The sequence below is a fragment of the Cystobacter fuscus genome, assembly GCF_002305875.1.
Lineage (GTDB): Bacteria > Myxococcota > Myxococcia > Myxococcales > Myxococcaceae > Cystobacter > Cystobacter fuscus_A.
Map to the genome: position 1 here is coordinate 52,446 of NZ_CP022098.1, position 16,200 is coordinate 68,645.

The window sequence follows — 16,200 nt, forward strand, 5'->3', positions numbered from 1 at the left end:
CTAACACGCTTCCACGCCCGTGGCACCCCGTCGAAACGGCTCCCGTGCGCTGTCCGGTTCCTATCGCCGGACGGAGCGCCGGAGGGCCAGGGACGAGGACTCCTGGGGAAGGGACTCGAGCCAGGAGTCCACCTCGGACGCACGGGGAGCGAGCCCCGCCTGGAGGAAGCGCTCGCGGGCCTGGGCCGCCTCGCGCCGCGCCTCGCCGCGCGCCTCGGGCCCCGGGTCGGTCGCCCACAGGGCACGCGCCAGGGCATAGCCCGACTCGGCCAGCGCGTCCGGACTCATCGTGGGGAAGGCGACGGCCCGGCGCAGGGGCTCGATCGCCTCGCGCGTGCGGCCCAGCCGCATCAAGGCCTGGCCCACCCCGTCGTAGGAGTACTGGAGGTCCTCGTCGTCCGGAGCCAGGGCCTCGCGCTTGAGGGCGAGCGCCCGCTCGAAGGTGGCGAGCGACTCCTCGGAGCGTCCGAGCTTGAGCAGACACTGGCCCACCCCGTCCAGGGCGCTGGCCACCTGGGGGCTGTGCTCACCGAAGGCGGCGGTGTGCGCGGCGACCACGGCGCGCGCATGCTCCAGGGCCCGCTCCGGCTGTCCCATCTCGAGCAGCAGCCCGGCGAGCAGGCCATGGCGCCTGCCGGTGTCCGGGTGGAGGGGCCCCACGGCGGCCTGGGTCTGCCGGAGCGCCTCCTCCAGGAGCGCCACCGCCCGGGGCCGCTCGTTCATGTCCAACAGCACGCGGCCGAGCTGGAAGAGGGTGCGCGCGCGCTTGGGGTGGCCGGGGGGCAGCGCCTTTTCCTGGAGGGCGCGGGCCTTCTCCAGCAGGGTGCGGGCATCCGCGTAGTGCTCCTGGGTGATGGCCGAGTTGGCCCGGTTCGTCAGCAGGTCGGCCTCCAGGGCCGGATCTCCTCCCAGACGCCGCAGCGTGGCCTCGCCCAGGCCCGCCCAGCTGTCCGCCTGCGGGAAGTGCTTCTGCCCGTTCTCCACGAAGTTGAGCCGGGTGGCGATGGACACCTTGAGCCGATCGGCCCGTCCCGACTCGGCGTCGAAGAAGGCCTGGGTGAGCAGCCGCCCGGACTCGGCGGCCGCGCCGAGGTTGGACTGGAGCGCGCCCAGGTCGTAGCGCAGCTCGGCGATGAGCGGCAGGTGGCCCGTGGCGAGCACGGGGGTCTCCAGCGAGAAGCCCTTCTCCAGGGCGGGCCGGTAGCGCCCCGCGTCGAGCATCGCCTTCACCCCGGCGAGCTCCCCTCCGAGCCGGGCGATCTCCGCGCGGCGCGCGGGGTCCACCGGCAGGCGCTGCTGCGCGGCGAGCGACTCCACGTCCGCGCACTCGCTCAGCGAGGGCAGCGCGAACACCGCGTCGAGCGCCCGGTCCACGAGCTTCGCGTCCGCGTCGGCCAGCACGCCCACCACGGCCCGCATGTCCTGGCGCCGCCGGTCCAGACACACCACGCGCTGGGACAACAGCTCCTCGGTCTGCACCCCGCGCACGCGCGTGGCCTCGCACGCCTCGGTGCTCTGCCGCTTCCAGTCCGCCGCGTACTCCTCCAGCACCCGGGCGACGCGCGTGGCCATCTCCCCCGCGCCGGGTCGTCCGGTGGCCTGGAAGGCCTTGTCCAGCGTGGCGCCCGAGTCGGGCCCCCACACCTCGGCCATGAGCGCGTCGGCGCCCGTGCACACCTGGGACTGGCGGTACACCACCCCGCCCACCACCGACAGCCCCACGCCCGCCGCGCACGCCGCCGCCGCCCAGCGCTGGCGCTGCACGCGCCGCCGCTCCTGCGACAGCGCCTCCAGCAGCTCGCGCATCGAGGCGAAGCGCTCCTGGGGATCCAGCGACATGCCGCGCATGAGCGCCTGGCGCACCCACGTGGGCACCTTGGACTCGCGCGGCGGCTCCTGGATGAGGTCCGCGGCCGGGCTGCGCTTGACCACGGGCGCCGGCGCGACGTCCAGCGTCTGGGTGCGCGCCGAGACCAGCTCCTCCCTGCGCCGCGAGGTGATGAAGGCCCGCATGCGCGTGGAGTCGAAGGCGCGCTTGCGGTAGAGGCCCCAGTAGAGCGCCACGCAGAAGCTGAACTGGTCCGAGCGCGCGTCGAGCTCGCCCCCCTCGTACTGCTCGGGAGACATGTAGTTGGGCGTGCCCATCACCACGCCCGAGCGGGTGAGGGTGGTCTCCAGCATGCGGCGCTCGGGCGGCACCAGGCCCTGGGCCTGCTCGGGCAGGGGCTCCTCGGGGACGACGGACTCCCCCATCTTGCGCGCCAGGCCGAAGTCGGTGACGTAGACGCGGCCGCCGCGGCCGATCAGCACGTTGGCGGGCTTGAAGTCGCGGTGCACCAGCCCCGCCTCGTGCGCCGCGAGCAGGCCCCGACCCGCCTCCAGGAAGACCTCGAGCACCTCGCGCCAGGGCCGCTCCTTCTCCAACCACCCGCTGAGCGTGCCCTCGTCCGCCATCTCCATGGCGAGGAACACGTGCTCGCCCCACATGCCCACGTCGTGGATGGGGACGACATTCGGGTGGGTCACCCGGGCCATGGCCTGCGCCTCGCGCAACAGCCTCGCGCGCGCCGCCTCCGCGTCCGAGTGGCCGTCCGACTGCAACAGCTTGAGGGCCACCTTGCGATCCAGGTCCGGATCGTACGCCGAGTACACGACGCCCATGCCGCCCTGTCCCAACTGCTTGAGCAGCACGTAGCGCCCCACCTGCGCCACCGGCGGAGCGTCCTCCACCTGGGCATCGCGGTTGGAGCGGCCCGTGTTCGGCGCCGGCTGCTCGCGCGAATGCTTGCTTCGGAACCGGCTACTCCTGGTTTTACCGTCACCCATGGCTGTCCAGGATTCCACCTCGGCTCCATCTTTGTAAAGACGGGGTGCCGAGACAGGGCGCGGGGGTGGGCCCGAGCACCCCTCAGGCAACCGGCCCCGGGGCCTCGCCCAACGGCAGCACCACGGTGAACGTGGTGCCCTGCCCGGGCGCGCTCTCCACGGAGATGGAGCCCGAGTGGGCCCGCACCACCTCGCGCGTGAGGTAGAGGCCGAGCCCCAGCCCCCCGAAGTGCTGCTCCGGCACCCCCCGGCTGAAGCGGTCGAAGATGTGCTCCTGTTCGCTCTTCGACATCCCCATGCCCCGGTCGCGCACCACCAGGACCACCGAGCCCTCCCGGGGCGTCACGCGCACGTCGATGGGCCGGCCCTCGCCGAACTTCAGCGCGTTCTGCACCAGGCCCATCACCACCAGCTCCAGCCGGCGCGGATCCCACTCGCCCTCCACCGGGCTGCACAGCTCGCGCACCACCTCGGAGCCGCTGTCGGAGATCTGCCGCTGCACGCCCTCGAGCACCCCCTCCACCAGCTTGCACAGGTCCATGCGCTTGCGCCGCAGCACCAGCGCGTTGCCGGCGATGAGGTGGGACACGTCGAGCAACTGGTCCACCAGCAGTCCGAGCCGCCGCGTCTGCCACTCGGCGACGGCGATCTCCCCGAGCAGCACCTCCGGCTCCAGGGGGGCCGCGTTCCGGCCGCGGCGTAGGAGGCTCTGCAGCCGCAACTGGAGGGGCAGCAGGGGTGTGCGCAGCTCGTGCCCGGCCACCGAGAGGAACGTCTCCCTCAGCCGCAGGGCCTGCTCCGCCTGGCGGTAGAGCCGCGCGTTGTCGATGGCGATGGCGGTGCGCCGCGCCAGCTCCTCGGCCAGGGCGAGCTCGGCGGGCCCGTAGCGCTCCGGCCCGGCCGCGGCGAACGTGATGGCGCCCAGCGCGTGCCCCCGGCTCATCAGTGGTACCGCCAGCACGCTGCCCAGGCCCAGCTCCGACACGAGCTGGACGTGCGCGTCGTCGACGCACCAGGCGCGCAGCCCGGCCCGGGTGACGCGGGACTCCAACACCCACGTGCCGGTGCGCATGGCCACGGCCGCCGGGACCCTCGAGTCCGGGCCGAGAGGGTAGCGCCGCTGGAGCTCGTCCAGCAGCGGCGTCTTCGCCACGTCCACGTGCGCCCCGCCCACCCGGCGCAGCACCCCGTCCTCCCGCAGGTCGATGACGCACCAGTCGGCCAGCGGGCCCACGCACACGAAGGCGATGCGCGGCAGCACCTTCTCCAGGTCCAGCGACTCCACGAGCACCGCGCCGGCCCTGGAGAGGAAGGCGGAGGCCGCCTCGGAACGCTGCCGCTCCTCCAGCTCCTTGCGCAAGGACTCGCGCATCTCGTTGATGGCGGCGCTCACCTCGTCCAGCTCGTCCTGGCGCACCCGGTGCGTGCCCGTGCGCCGCAGCACCAGGGGCGCCTCCAGGTGCTGCGTGTCCAGGCCGCGCGCGTAGGCCGCCATGGTGGCCAGGTGCTGCGTCACCAGACGCTGGATGAGGAAGAAGGCGAAGAGGCCGAAGAGGAACGTCTTGCCCGCCTCCGTCGCGAGGATGACGAGCACCCGGCTGCGCAGCTCGGCGCGGGCGTGCGCCAGGTTGGCCCCCACCCGGAGCGTCCCGAGCAGGCGCGCACCGTGGTACAGCGGGAAGTCGTGGGAGAACTCCCGGGGCTCGCCGCCGCCGGCCACGTAGTGGGTGCCCAGCTCGGTGTCCACCTCCGCGAGCACGATGCCGGGCAGCGTGGTGATGCCCTCGAGCTGGGTGCGCAGGAGCGTCTCGTCGAGTGTCCAGAGGCTCTCGGCGAGGCCCTGCGTGTGGCTGGAGCGGATCTGCCTGAAACGCTCCTCGAGCTGCCGCACCTCCCGCTGGTAGTCGGTGCCGAGCTGCACCAGCGTGCCCAGCAGGCTGACGGCGGTGCTGAAGAGCAGGATGTAGAGCAGCAGCCGTCGTCCGAGCCGGTTGCCGGAGCGCGGCCAGCGCGAGCCCCAGGCCGCCGCCGACGCGCGCTCCCGGGCTCCAGAGGTGACCGCGTGCGACTCAGGGGTTGCCATTCGGGTCCATGCGGCGATGCCGCTGCGCGAACAAGGCCTGGAGGGAGAAATCGTAGTGCGTCAGGCGCGGGTTGACCGCCTTCGAGAAGGCCCGGAAGTCGAAAGCCTCCCAATCCGGCCGGGCGAGCACCTCCAGGTAGCCCGCGGCGTTGGCGCGCGTGGCGGGCAGGAACGCCGTGCGCCAGTCGAGCCGCTCGGAGGCGAAGTCGCGCCCCTGGTGGTGATCATACAGGAGCACCAGGGCCCACGCCCCCTCCAGGAAATGTCCTCCGAGGCTCGTCACCAGCTTGCCCTCGCGCACGGCCTGGAGCGCCTCGGGCGTCCAGTCGATGCCCCCCACCTGCACGTCCTCGCCCGGGCGGCGACCCGCTTCCTCCAGGGCCTGCACCGCTCCCATCGCCAGGTCATCGTTGGCGGCCCAGATGACCTCGAGCTCCGGGTAGCGGCGCAGCAGGAGGAACGTCTTGCGCCGGGACTCCTCCCGCTGCCAGGCGGCGGTGACGCTCTGGAGCAGCTCGGCGTCCTTCTCTCCGGACAGGGCCTGGCGCAGGCCCAGGTGGCGCTGCTTCGCGGAGGTGTCCCCCCACTGGCCCTCGATGGCGATGAGCCGCACCGGCCCCTCCACCGGCCCCCGCTCCAAGGAGCGCCGACGCGCCTGGGCCGCGTCGATCAGCAGCCGCACCAGCCGCTCACCCGCCCCCACGTCGTCCGGCACCATCTGGCCCACCCACCACGTGAAGTGCTCGCGCGGCCCCCCGAAGCGCGCCCGCTCCTCGAGCGCCAGCCCGGAGTTGACGACGAACACCGGCACCTGGGCCTGCTCGGCCACCTCGAGGACGCGGGCGCCGATGCCGCGGTGGATGGAGGTGATGAGGTAGTCGGGCTTGTCGGGCCCGCTCACCGCCTGGCGTGCCTGCTCGAGGATCTGCCCCGGCCAGTGGCCCACGTCGATGTCGATGAGCTCGATGCCCAGGTCATGGGCGGCGGCGTGCATGGCGCCCCTGAACTGGCGGGAGAAGCCCCCCCCGATCCCCAGCGCATTGAGGAAGACCACGCGCATGCGCGCGCGCGCGGGAGCGGCGGGCTCGGGAGGCGCCGCCCCCAGGAGGATCAGCACGAGGAGCAGCAAGGGGAGCAGCACGGGCGCGAGCAGGGCACCGAGGCGCCACCGGAGCGTGGTCATGGGCAAGCAGCTCCCCCCTTTGCGCGTGCGCCCGGGAAGACATCAGGACGAGGAGGGGTGAGCGTAGCGTCGCCTGGAACCGACAGGAACGGGCGTCACCGCACAACGCTCACCCGGCGGCGTCAGCAGCGTCAGCGTCTCCTGTCCTACATTTCGGGCCTCCGGCTCGGCTGCCTGGTTGGTCACGGAGAGAGCAAACTTCGAGCCCTACTGGAAACAATCTCCGAAACGTTGCGATACTAGGGAGAAGCTGAACCCGCGCATTTCCCGCCCCCGGGAGGTCCCCCATGAGCCTGACGATTCCCCCGAACTCCGTCACCCTCCCACGAGTCACCAAGAGCTCCACCACCGAGCCCGAGACCCAGACTCCTCCCCCGCCTCCGCCCAAGCTGACCAAGGAGCTCGAGACGGTCAAGGACGACTACCAGCAGGCGCTCGAGAACCAGAAGCAGTGGCTGATCAAGTACGGCGCCCCCAAGGAGCAGATCGAGGCGCTGGACAAGGCGATCGAGCAGCATCAGGAGTCGGTGCTGGATCTGAACAACGCGCGCAACTCGCAGAACAACGTGGTGGCGCTGGAGCAGAAGGACGCGGGCGGGTGGAACAGCGAGGCGCCGGTGTTGCAGCAGGAGGGCAACAGCGACTGCGGCGAGACGGTGGCCGCCATGTTCAAGGGAGCCAAGGAGGGCCGTGAGAAGGTGGAGGGCGAGCGGGGTCAGGGCGTCATCAACGACTTCAAGAGCCGCTTCACCAAGGGGGATGGAACCACGCCCGCGGAGATGGCCGACATGCTCACCTCCGAGGGGCTCGAGGTGAAGCACAGCACCAAGGGCCTGGAGCGCAACGTCATGGACGAGGCGCTGCGCAACGGCGACAAGGCCGCGGTGATGCTGGACTCGAAGATCTCCGGCAGCCCCGACGACGCGTCGGGCAGCCCGCACTGGGTGCTCATCGATGGCATGGACAACCAGGGCCGCTACCTGGTGAAGGATCCCTCCAACGGCTCCAGCTACTACGCCAAGCCCGAGGATCTCGCCAACGCCATCGACACCAACCAGAGCAAGAGCCACTCGGGCGGCGTGCTCATCGTGGGCAACCCGGACGTCCCCACGGATCTGGCCGGCAAGAACCGGGATAACGCCGAGACGCTCGGCGACAAGCCCGGCAAGGGTTGGGGCTGGAAGAACAACTCGCAGGAGAGCTCGGACGGGTAGGCCCGGCGGGCGGGCCGCGCCTCAGCGCACGGGGAGGTCCGCCAGCGTCAGGTTGAGCACCGCTGGCTTGCCCTGCTCGATGGGCACGAACAGCTCGCGCCGCTTGCCATCCTGGCCCTGGAGGAGCAGCCGGAGCTGTCCCACCGGAACGGGCTTCTTGAACAGGGGCGTCTTGCCCAGCGAGCGCCCGTTGAGGAACACCTCGGCCTCGGGCCGGGTGACGAGCGTGAGCAACCCCTGCTTCGCCGGACGCGCGGGGGAAGCCGCCCCGGTCGCCTCCGCGGTGGAAGCGGACGCCTTCGAGGCCTCCTCGGCCGGAGGGCTCGTCGGCTCCGCCGCGGTCTCGGGTAACGGCACGGGTCCCTGGGGACGCGAGGGCCCGAGGGGAAGCAGGGGAGAGGGATCCTCCGCGGAGCCCGGAGGCGGAGCGGGGATCGGCTCGGCCAGGAAGACCTGCCGGAGTTCCATGGCTCCCAGGCCCAGCAACCCGCCCAGCACCAGCATCCCGGCCCACAAGCCCAGGGAGCTCTTCGCCACCTTGAGGCCTGGCGTCTCCCGCGTGTCCGGGGGCGCGGCGGGGGCGTTCGAGAACTCCCGGGTGACCACCCGGCCCGTGGTGACCACCCGGTCCGGCGGGGTGGCTGGCACCTCCGGCTCCGTCTTGCGCCGGGGCACGGGCCGCTTCTCGACTCCCGGACGACGCACGTCCTCGAGAGCGCGCGCGGGCTCCGGCTCCGGCCGCGACGCGATCGGAGCCACCTTCGACGTGCCATCCAGCGTCTCGTCCACGGTCTGCAGCAACTGGCGCGTGCCCTCCCGCTGCTTCTGGAAGTGCTCGGCCATGAAGGCGGCGCGTTGCTCGGCGTCGAAGAGCAGGGGACCCGCCGCGGCCTCCAGCGCCCGCGCCATGTCCCGGCCCGTCGCGTAGCGCTGCTCCCGATCGCGCGCCAACGCCTTGAGCGCCACCGCGCGGATCTCCGCCGACACCTGCCCTCCCCGAGGCTGGGGATCGGGGATGGACGCCCCCAGGATCATCTGCATCTCCTGGATCTCCGACCCGGCGGCGAACAGCCGCTCGCCCGTGAGCAGCTCGTGGAGCATCACCCCCACGGAGAACAGATCGCTGCGGCCATCCAGCGGCTGGCCCCGCACCTGCTCCGGCGACATGTACCCGGTGGTGCCCTTCACCATGCCCGCCTGGGTGTTCGCCCGGGCGCCGCGCGCCTTGGCGATGCCGAAGTCCAGCAGCTTCACCATCCCGTCGTACGTCACCATCACGTTCTTGTGGGCCACGTCCCGGTGGATGACGGGATGGGGCTTGCCCCCGGGCGTGGTGAAGGTATGCGCGTAGTGCAACGCGAGGCACACGTCGCGCACCACCGACAGCACGAAGCCCAGGGGCAGCGTCCCCCCGAGCCTCCGGCCCAGGGCAATCACCTGATCCAGGTTCTGCCCCGCGATGAACTCCATCGCCAGGAACAGCCCCCCCTGGTCCTGCCCCAGCTCGAACACCTGGCCGATGTTCGGATGGCTGAACGCCGCGGTGATGCGCGCCTCGTCCAGGAACATCCGCTCGAACTGCTCGTCGCTGCGCGCGTCCGGCAGGATGCGCTTGATGGCCGCGTACTTGCGAAAGCCCCCCGGCCCCGACGTGTAGCCCAGGAACAGCTCGGCCATGCCCCCCACTGACAACTGGGAGAGAACCTCGTAGCGTCCGATGCGCTCTCCCCGGTGGGGATCGAACGGCACGGGAGAAGATGATGCGGAGGGCCCCTGGGCAGGGTCGGACATGGGCGCGCAGCATAGCCCACAGCCCCTGTGGACGGCCTGTGGAGCAAACCGGGAGTCCCTGTGGACAACCCCACCGCGCTCCCCACCCTTGTGGATGGCCGGGGATAAGCGCCAACTTCCCCACATGTAGCATCCTCGGGAATCCTCAAGGATGACGAGCGCTTACGGACTTTTCCACAAGCCCACACCCCCTGCTGTTACCTCTTCTAGATCAAGATCACTCTCTATCCAGTGAAGAAACAGCGGGGCCTGGGGACAACCCGAACTGTGGACAAAGGCCCCCGGTGGCTCAGTGCCAGGTGCGCGACAGGGACACCAGGGTGAGGCGGGCACGCTCGGCATCCAGCTCCAGTCGCACGTCGCAGCCAGCCAGCTGGAACTCCAGGGTGACGGGGGCAGCGCGCGGCAGGAAGTCCCGCTCCCGCGCCGCCTGGACCGCCATCTGGAACAGCTCTCCCAACAGGGTGTGACGCGTGTCCGCCGGCAGCAGATCCATCTGCGCCTGCTGCGGGAACGGGACGTAGAGCGAGAAGGCTTGCGCCGGCTGCTCGGAGCTCACGGATTCAGTGAAAGCCATGCAGCCCTGGAATGCCAGAAGCATACCGGGAACGAGCCGTGTGATTCCGAGAGGTTACGGGGTTTCCCGAGGAGGAAGGCCGTAGAAATGACAGGAATTTCAGGATTGGAGGAGTCCACCGGCGGACGGAGGGAGCCCCTTTCCCCCGGGTCGGGCAGTTTCCGAGCGGCCAGGGGTCCACACTCCCTCCTGGAAGAATGAGGGGTCCTCCAAGGAGTGCGTGCACCCGGGGGCGGGCTGGGGTAATGCCGACCCTCGTGACGCGAACCCGGGAGATGGATGGACGGCTGTCGGCCCGGGTGGACGATCCGGTGGCGGCAGAAACCGGGAGTCACGCGAAGGAGCTCCCTTGGAGTTGAGTCCCCCCCGTGGCCCCCAGCCCTACCGCGAAGCCCCTCTTAGTACGCATCAGGTCTCCGAGACCAGGGACAACCCGAGAGATTCCCTCGCGTCGACCATGCCGATGTTGAACGATTCTTCCGCGCTCGCCTTCTGCCGCGAGGTGCTGCCGGCGGTGTCTCGCACCTTCGCGCTCAACATCCCCGTGCTGCCCGCGCCGCTGGATACGGCGGTGCTGGTGGCCTACCTGCTGTGCCGGATCGCCGACACGCTGGAGGACGAGGTGCGGGGGCCGGCCAGCGCGGTGCTGCTCGCGGAGCTGGCGCGCCTGAGCACGCTGCCCGAGGGGTGGCGGGAGGACGCCCGGCGCTTCACCGGGGAGGCGGCGCGGGAGCTGCGCGCCCAGGCGCCCGAGGCCGAGGTGCGGCTGGTGGAGGGCACGGGTTTCGTGTTGGAGGCGCTCGGGGAGCACGCGGCGCCGGTGCGCGAGCACGTGGCCACGTGTCTGCGGCTGATGACCGAGGGCATGGGGCGCATGGGCAACAAGGGCCGCGCCTCGGGTGGGGGCCTGGGCCTCGACTCGCTCGAGGAGACCCTGGAGTACTGCTACTACGTGGCGGGCACGGTGGGGGAGATGCTCACCCGGCTCTTCGAGTGGTACTCGCCGGCCATCGCCGGACGCGCGCGCACGCTCGAGCCGCGCTCGGTGGCGTTCGGCAACGCGCTACAGCTCACCAACATCCTCAAGGACGTGCGCGAGGACCTGGAGCGGGGCTTCTGCTGGCTGCCCCGGCCGCTGCTGGCCGAGCACGGCCTGACGCCCGAGGTCCTGCTGGAGCCGGGCAACCGTGGCGCGGCGCTCGAGGCCCATGGCCGGCTGGTGGCGGTGGCGCACCGGGAGCTGCGCCAGGCGTTCGAGTACGTGCTGGGCCTGCCCCGCGAGGAGCACGGCATCCGCCTCTTCTGCCTGTGGCCGCTGTTCCTCGCGGTGATGACGCTGCGCAAGCTGTACGGCAATGGCCGGGTGCTCGAGCCCGGACCGGTGAAGGTGTCGCGGCGCACGGTGAAGTGGGTGGTGGCCGCGACGAAGCTGCTGGTGGCCCGGGATGGGGCGCTCAAGCTCATGTTCGCCGCGCTCACCGCCCCGCTGCCCGCGTGAGCCTCACCCCGCCCGGGCGCGGAACACCACGGTGAGGTTGTTGCTGGGCATCTCGATGACGCGCTCGCGCTCGAGGCCGTGCCGCCGCGCCTCGGCGGTGACGGCGCCCAGCTCGCGCACGCCCCAGGAGGGGTTGCGCTCGCGCAGCGAGGCGTCGAAGGCGAGGTTGCTCGGCGCCGGGGTTTGTCCCTCGATGAACCAGGCGCCGTAGAGCACGAGCGGCGCGCCCGGAGCGAGCACCCGCCCCGCGCCCCGGAGCAGCCCCTGGCAGGCCTCCCAGGGGGAGATGTGCACCAGGTTGATGGCCACGAGCGCGTCCGCGCGTTCCACGGGCCAGGGCTCGGCCAGCACGTCCAGCGCGAGCGGGGCACGCAGGTTGGGCGGGCCCTCCTCCTGGCGCCAGGCCTCGATGCTCGCGAGCGCGGTGGGATCCACGTCGGTGGGCTGCCAGGTGAGCCCGGGAAGGGCGCGCGCGAAGAAGACGGCGTGCTGGCCGGTGCCGCTCGCCAGCTCCAGCACGGTGCCCTGGGCGGGCAGCACCTCGCGCAGCACGGGCAGCAGGGGGTCCCGGTTGCGCTCGGCGGAAGGGGCGTGGCGCTTCATGGAGCCTTGGAGCCCTCGGGGCCCGGCGAGGCGGCGGGCGGGGCCGCCTGGGCGGCCGGGGAAGGCAGCAGCCACGAGGACACCAGACCTCCGTCCCAGCGCAGGGCGATGAACATCGCCGCGAGCCCCAGCAGCCCCAGCAGCACCAGCAGGGCCACCCGGAGCCCCCACCCGGAGCGCGAGGCCGCGATGGAGTGGGTGCCCGAGGACAGCAGGAGCTCCTCCTCGGTCCTCGGCGCGCGGGCGCGCGGGGGGAGGGAGGGAAGGGTCTGGTAGGGGAGGGTGGGGTATTCCGACGAGTCCTCGCTCGTGTCGTCGGGCAGGAGGGGCAGGGCGGGACGGCGGTGGGGCCGGGTGGTCTCCTCGTCCGGTTCCACGTCGGAGGGTGGCGCGGCGGTGGATGCGCGGGGGGACGCGTCCGGAGTGGGGATGCGCATGGCGCGCGTGGGCAGGGCGCGGGAGGAGGGAGCCTCGGGGGAGGCGGGGCGGCTCTCGGCGGGGGAGCGGGAAGCGGGGGCCTCGGGGGAGGCGGGGCGGCTCTCGGCGGCAGAGGAGGCGCGGTGCTCGGAAGTCATGGAGCGCCGGGATCGGACGAGGGCCGTCTTCTCCGGCTCCCGCGCCTCCTCGGGGGCGGGAGGGGGGTCCACGCGGCCCGGCGGGCGTGGCCGGGTGGGTGGAGGCAGCACGGGCCGTGAGCGCTCCATGGAGGCACGCGCGGGTGCGCGGGGCGCGGGAGAGGCGGCGCGGGGCTCACCCGCGGCGACGGGAGCCGCCGGAGGAGGCACCAGGGGCGAGTAGGGGACGATGTCCGTGTTGGACGACGAGGGCCCGCGCGAGGCCTGCGGAGGAGCGGGGGAGACGGTGGGCAGGCGGGGCGCCGGAGCGGGAGGGGCCGGGGTGGCGCCTTCGCGGGAATCGGCCGGGGCGGCGGACAGCTTCACCTCGCCCGTGGACGTCCGGGCGCCCGCGAGCACCTGCCGCGTCTGCTCGCGCCGCTCGGCGAAGAGGCGCCGCAGGAGCGCCCCGCTCTGCTCGGGCAGCCAGATGAGGCCGCTCACGGCGCGCTCCAGCTCGCGCGCGAACTCCAGCGTCGTCGCGTACCGGTCCTCGCGCTGGCGCGCCAGGGCCTTGAGCACGATGGCGTCCAGCTCGGGGGGCACGGCCTTGTTGGCGCGCGAGGGCTCGGGGATGGGGCCGCGCAGCACCGCGTTCATCACCGCCGCGGGCGCCTTGCCCGGAAACAGCCGCGCCCCCGTGAGACACTCGTGCAGCACCACCCCCAGGCTGAACAGATCGCTGCGCGCGTCCAGCGGCTGGCCGAGGATCTGCTCCGGCGACATGTAGCCGCTCGTGCCCTTCACCATGCCCACCTGGGTGCGGCTCACCTCCATCACGCTCTTGGCGATGCCGAAGTCCAGCAGCTTGGTGACGCCCTCGTACGTCACCATGATGTTCTTCTCGGCCACGTCCCGGTGGATGACGGGCGAGGGCTCGCCCAGCGCGTCCGTGAAGGTGTGCGCGTAGTGCAGCGCCAGCGCCGTGTCGCGCACCGCCGCGAGCCCCAGCCCCATGGGCATGGGCTCCTTGGCCGCCAGGCACGCGCGCGCCACTTCCAGGAGCGTCGCGCCCGGCACGAACTCCATGGCCAGGAACAGCTCGTCCCCGGCCACGTCCAGATCGAATACCTGCGCGATGTTCGGGTGGTTGAAGGCCGCGGTGACGCGCGCCTCGTCCAGGAACATCTGGACGAACTCCTCCTGGCCCTGGATGTCCGGGAGGATCTTCTTGAGCACCACCGGCTTGTGGAACCCCGCCAGGCCACGCCTGGAGGCGAGGAAGATTTCCGCCATGCCTCCCGTGGACAGGCGGCAGAGCACCTCGTAGTTGCCCATCTGCCGGCCGCGCACATCGTCCTGCGCGGAGGGAAGCATCGAACCAGCCATTCGAGAAATCCAAGCCTATAGGACCCGCCGCCCCAGGCGGAAGCCATCCCCATGTTTTTCGCGTGAGAGCGTAACCGGAGTGCATTCCAGTGAAACCTTGAACGCGGGTTTTCCTGCTTTGAACGGATCAGGAACACGAGTTTTTCTTGGTTTTTGAGACACCCGGGGATGGCGGGAAAGAGTTGGCGAGGTGTCAGAAGGCGTCCGCCCTGCGCACGAGGGGGCGAAGGAGCAAGCCCCTCCCGAAGGACAGGGAAGATGTCGTCGGGTGAGCACCTGCGGGGGGGCCGATGGGTGCTCGACGATTGGAGGGCCCGGCGACATCCGGTGAGGCTGCACAAGCCGGGGAGTGTGTCCACATTGGCGGAATTCCGAAGGTGGAGTTCCCCATGGCGACGAAAAAGGTGGCGGAGCGCATGCGTGCCCGAGACAGCGTCCTGGGCTATCGCATGGGTCCGGGGTTGGCGGCGGTGGCGTCCGTGGAAGGTGAACGTTCTCCGGAGGGACGGTTGGTTCAACTGTCGCCGGAGCATTTGACGGTGTGCCTGCAGAGGACTCCGGCACTCAAGCCGGGGCAGCGGGCCAACGTGGTGTTGGGGGTGGGAGGGGAGGCAACGGCCCTGAGGGCCGAGGTGATGAAGATCCATCGGCCGGCGCCCGAGGCGCTGCCGGAGCTGAGTCTGCGCTTCGTGGCGCCGCCGCTCGCACAGGGTCGCCACATCGTCTCCATGCTGGAGGGCTGGCGAGACGAGGGCCACCTGGAGCTGCCGCACGCCAGCCCCATCTGGAAGGAGCGGATCGTGCGCGCGGATCGCATCGGCCGCATCTTCGAGGCGCTCGTGGCGCGGCGCTGCCGGGGCAGGGCGCGCTCGGAGCATGGGGACGTGGAGCTGTCCGCGGCGCTCTTCGACAAGTACGACGCCCGGGTGGCCTGGGAGGTGCGTGGGGGCGTGCTGCCGCCCGGCCCCTTCCTGCTGGAGGTGTATGGCTTCAGCTCCGTGCTGCGCTTCCAGGTGGACGAGGCGCAGCACGAGGACGGGCTGTGGAGCGTGAAGCTGCCCTCCGAGCTGGTGCGCTACCGCCACCGTCGGCTGCGCCGCGCCCCGGCGTGGGGCGGCTGCGTGGCGCGCTTCGCCCATCCGCTCTGGCCCCAGGTTCGCGTGCAGCGCGAGCTGATGGACATCAGCTACGAGGGCCTGTCCTTCGCCACCGAGCCGGGGGAGGACCTGCTCTACCCGGGGCTCGTGCTGAGCGAGATGGAGGTGGAGCTGCCGGGCCGCGCCCCGGTGTACGTCAAGGCGGAGGTGCGCAACATCAGCGGCACCAGCGCCGGCCGCCGCTGCGGCATGAAGGTGGAGCCGATCGGCGACGGGGCGGCCTGGCGCATGCTCGTGGAGGAGCTGAGCCACCCGAACACCCGCGTGTCCGGACAGTGGGATCAGGGCACGTGGGATCTCTACGAGCGCTCGGGCTACTTCCGGCTGTCGGGCAAGACGCCCGCGGACTTCGAGCGCATGAAGGCCGAGTACCGCGAGGCACACGAGCGCCTGGAGCGGGCGCCCCGGCTGGGCTACCGCGTGGTGCGGCCCGTGCCCCAGAGCGACACGGTGGAGGCGAGCCTGTCCTGGCTCAAGCCGTACTCGGGCAGTTGGATGGCACACCACCTGGCGCGGCACCTGCCCGCGGGCGAGCGCTGCCGCGGCACGGCGCGCGAGGCCCTGCGCGACATCTACCTGCGCGGCTTCGAGCCGGCGCAGACGGATCCGGACATCAAGTGGTTCCTCGCGTACTGCGAGGCGAACGTGCGCTGGGTGCGCTTCACGGCGCTCGACTTCGCCGAGTGGTACCAGCACACGGGCCAGGCATGCGTGCTCAACTTCCACCTGATGGAGGCGGACGCGCGCCGGGAGTGGGTGATGCCCGAGGGCTTCAGTCTGGGCGAGCCCACGGACGAGGAGAAGCAGGCGCTGTTCGCGCGGCTCGAGCGCACACGCCCGGTGGCCTACCGCGAGGCGTTGGACCTGGTGCCCGAGCGCTTCGACTTGTCGGGGCTCAAGCAGCAGTGGAGCGGGGCCCGGCTGGGCCGCGAGCGCCACGTGCTGGTGGCGCGCAAGGACGGCCGCGCGGTGGCGGTGGGCATCATGGAGGCGGCGCACGCGGGGCTCAACCTGTTCCACGTGCTCAACGGGCTGCGCATCATCCCCCTGGTGGACGCGTCGCTGCCCGAGGCTCAGCAGGCGATGCTGGCGCTGCTGGCTGGCGCCGCGGAGTGGTACCGGGCGCGCGGCCTGGACGTGTTCATCCACTACGTGGAGGAGGAGCACCGGGACTACCTGGGCGAGGCCCGGCTCACGGACCTGGGCGAGGGACGCATCTGGATCCTCTCCGCCCAGCTGCTGCCGGACTTCATCGAGCACCTGTGCGAGGCGACGACGCCCCGGGGAGGCGATGCATGAGGCACCGCCCCCCGGGGGCTTTCCGG

General features: G+C 71.6%; 10 protein-coding genes. 3 read left to right on the forward strand and 7 right to left on the reverse strand.

The window, feature by feature from the left end; genetic code table 11:
• Positions 1-60: 60 nt before the first annotated feature.
• The 3 genes from CYFUS_RS00240 to CYFUS_RS00250 form a co-directional block, all read right to left on the reverse strand.
• Positions 61-2,826, reverse strand: a complete 2,766-nt coding sequence (locus CYFUS_RS00240) for a protein kinase domain-containing protein (protein WP_095983362.1) — start codon at positions 2,824-2,826, stop codon at positions 61-63.
• 82 nt (positions 2,827-2,908) lie between these two features.
• Positions 2,909-4,909, reverse strand: coding sequence for an ATP-binding protein (locus CYFUS_RS00245; protein WP_095983363.1), 2,001 nt, complete (start codon positions 4,907-4,909; stop codon positions 2,909-2,911).
• A complete protein-coding gene (locus CYFUS_RS00250) occupies positions 4,896-6,092 on the reverse strand; it encodes an ABC transporter substrate-binding protein (protein ID WP_095983364.1) in 1,197 nt (398 codons plus the stop codon). Before CYFUS_RS00250 ends, CYFUS_RS00245 begins: the two co-directional genes overlap by 14 nt.
• A gap of 287 nt (positions 6,093-6,379) precedes the next feature.
• On the opposite strand from CYFUS_RS00250, the gene CYFUS_RS00255 reads away from it, so the two are divergent.
• Positions 6,380-7,306, forward strand: coding sequence for a papain-like cysteine protease family protein (locus CYFUS_RS00255; protein WP_095983365.1), 927 nt, complete (start codon positions 6,380-6,382; stop codon positions 7,304-7,306).
• A gap of 21 nt (positions 7,307-7,327) precedes the next feature.
• On the opposite strand, the gene CYFUS_RS00260 is transcribed toward CYFUS_RS00255, so the two are convergent.
• Both CYFUS_RS00260 and CYFUS_RS00265 read right to left on the reverse strand, forming a co-directional pair.
• A complete protein-coding gene (locus CYFUS_RS00260; RefSeq protein WP_095983366.1) occupies positions 7,328-9,097 on the reverse strand; it encodes a serine/threonine-protein kinase in 1,770 nt (589 codons plus the stop codon).
• A 289-nt stretch (positions 9,098-9,386) separates the two neighbouring features.
• A complete protein-coding gene (locus CYFUS_RS00265) occupies positions 9,387-9,674 on the reverse strand; it encodes a hypothetical protein (RefSeq protein ID WP_157758139.1) in 288 nt (95 codons plus the stop codon).
• Between the two features lie 463 nt (positions 9,675-10,137).
• On the opposite strand from CYFUS_RS00265, the gene CYFUS_RS00270 reads away from it, so the two are divergent.
• Positions 10,138-11,172, forward strand: coding sequence for a phytoene/squalene synthase family protein (locus CYFUS_RS00270; RefSeq protein ID WP_095983368.1), 1,035 nt, complete (start codon positions 10,138-10,140; stop codon positions 11,170-11,172).
• 3 nt (positions 11,173-11,175) lie between these two features.
• Here CYFUS_RS00270 and CYFUS_RS00275 read toward each other — a convergent pair whose 3' ends face one another.
• Both CYFUS_RS00275 and CYFUS_RS53715 read right to left on the reverse strand, forming a co-directional pair.
• Complete coding sequence (locus CYFUS_RS00275; RefSeq protein WP_095983369.1) at positions 11,176-11,775, reverse strand: DUF938 domain-containing protein; 600 nt, start codon at positions 11,773-11,775, stop codon at positions 11,176-11,178.
• The gene (locus CYFUS_RS53715; protein WP_095983370.1) at positions 11,772-13,718 is read right to left on the reverse strand and encodes a serine/threonine-protein kinase; all 1,947 of its coding nucleotides are present in this window, start codon (positions 13,716-13,718) and stop codon (positions 11,772-11,774) included. The genes CYFUS_RS00275 and CYFUS_RS53715 overlap by 4 nt, the downstream gene beginning before the upstream one ends.
• Before the next feature lie 389 nt (positions 13,719-14,107).
• On the opposite strand from CYFUS_RS53715, the gene CYFUS_RS00285 reads away from it, so the two are divergent.
• Positions 14,108-16,174 (forward strand): PilZ domain-containing protein, encoded by a 2,067-nt coding sequence (locus CYFUS_RS00285; protein WP_232537281.1) that lies wholly within the window; start codon positions 14,108-14,110, stop codon positions 16,172-16,174.
• Positions 16,175-16,200 lie beyond the last annotated feature (26 nt).

Coding starts and splice junctions, on each gene's coding strand:
- CYFUS_RS00255 (WP_095983365.1), top strand. CDS start 6,380: ATGAGCCTGACGATTCCCCCGAACTCCGTCACCCTCCCACGAGTCACC.
- CYFUS_RS00275 (WP_095983369.1), bottom strand. CDS start 11,775: ATGAAGCGCCACGCCCCTTCCGCCGAGCGCAACCGGGACCCCCTGCTG.
- CYFUS_RS00250 (WP_095983364.1), bottom strand. CDS start 6,092: ATGACCACGCTCCGGTGGCGCCTCGGTGCCCTGCTCGCGCCCGTGCTG.
- CYFUS_RS00245 (WP_095983363.1), bottom strand. CDS start 4,909: ATGGCAACCCCTGAGTCGCACGCGGTCACCTCTGGAGCCCGGGAGCGC.
- CYFUS_RS00240 (WP_095983362.1), bottom strand. CDS start 2,826: ATGGGTGACGGTAAAACCAGGAGTAGCCGGTTCCGAAGCAAGCATTCG.
- CYFUS_RS00285 (WP_232537281.1), top strand. CDS start 14,108: ATGGCGACGAAAAAGGTGGCGGAGCGCATGCGTGCCCGAGACAGCGTC.
- CYFUS_RS00260 (WP_095983366.1), bottom strand. CDS start 9,097: ATGTCCGACCCTGCCCAGGGGCCCTCCGCATCATCTTCTCCCGTGCCG.
- CYFUS_RS00270 (WP_095983368.1), top strand. CDS start 10,138: ATGTTGAACGATTCTTCCGCGCTCGCCTTCTGCCGCGAGGTGCTGCCG.
- CYFUS_RS00265 (WP_157758139.1), bottom strand. CDS start 9,674: ATGGCTTTCACTGAATCCGTGAGCTCCGAGCAGCCGGCGCAAGCCTTC.
- CYFUS_RS53715 (WP_095983370.1), bottom strand. CDS start 13,718: ATGGCTGGTTCGATGCTTCCCTCCGCGCAGGACGATGTGCGCGGCCGG.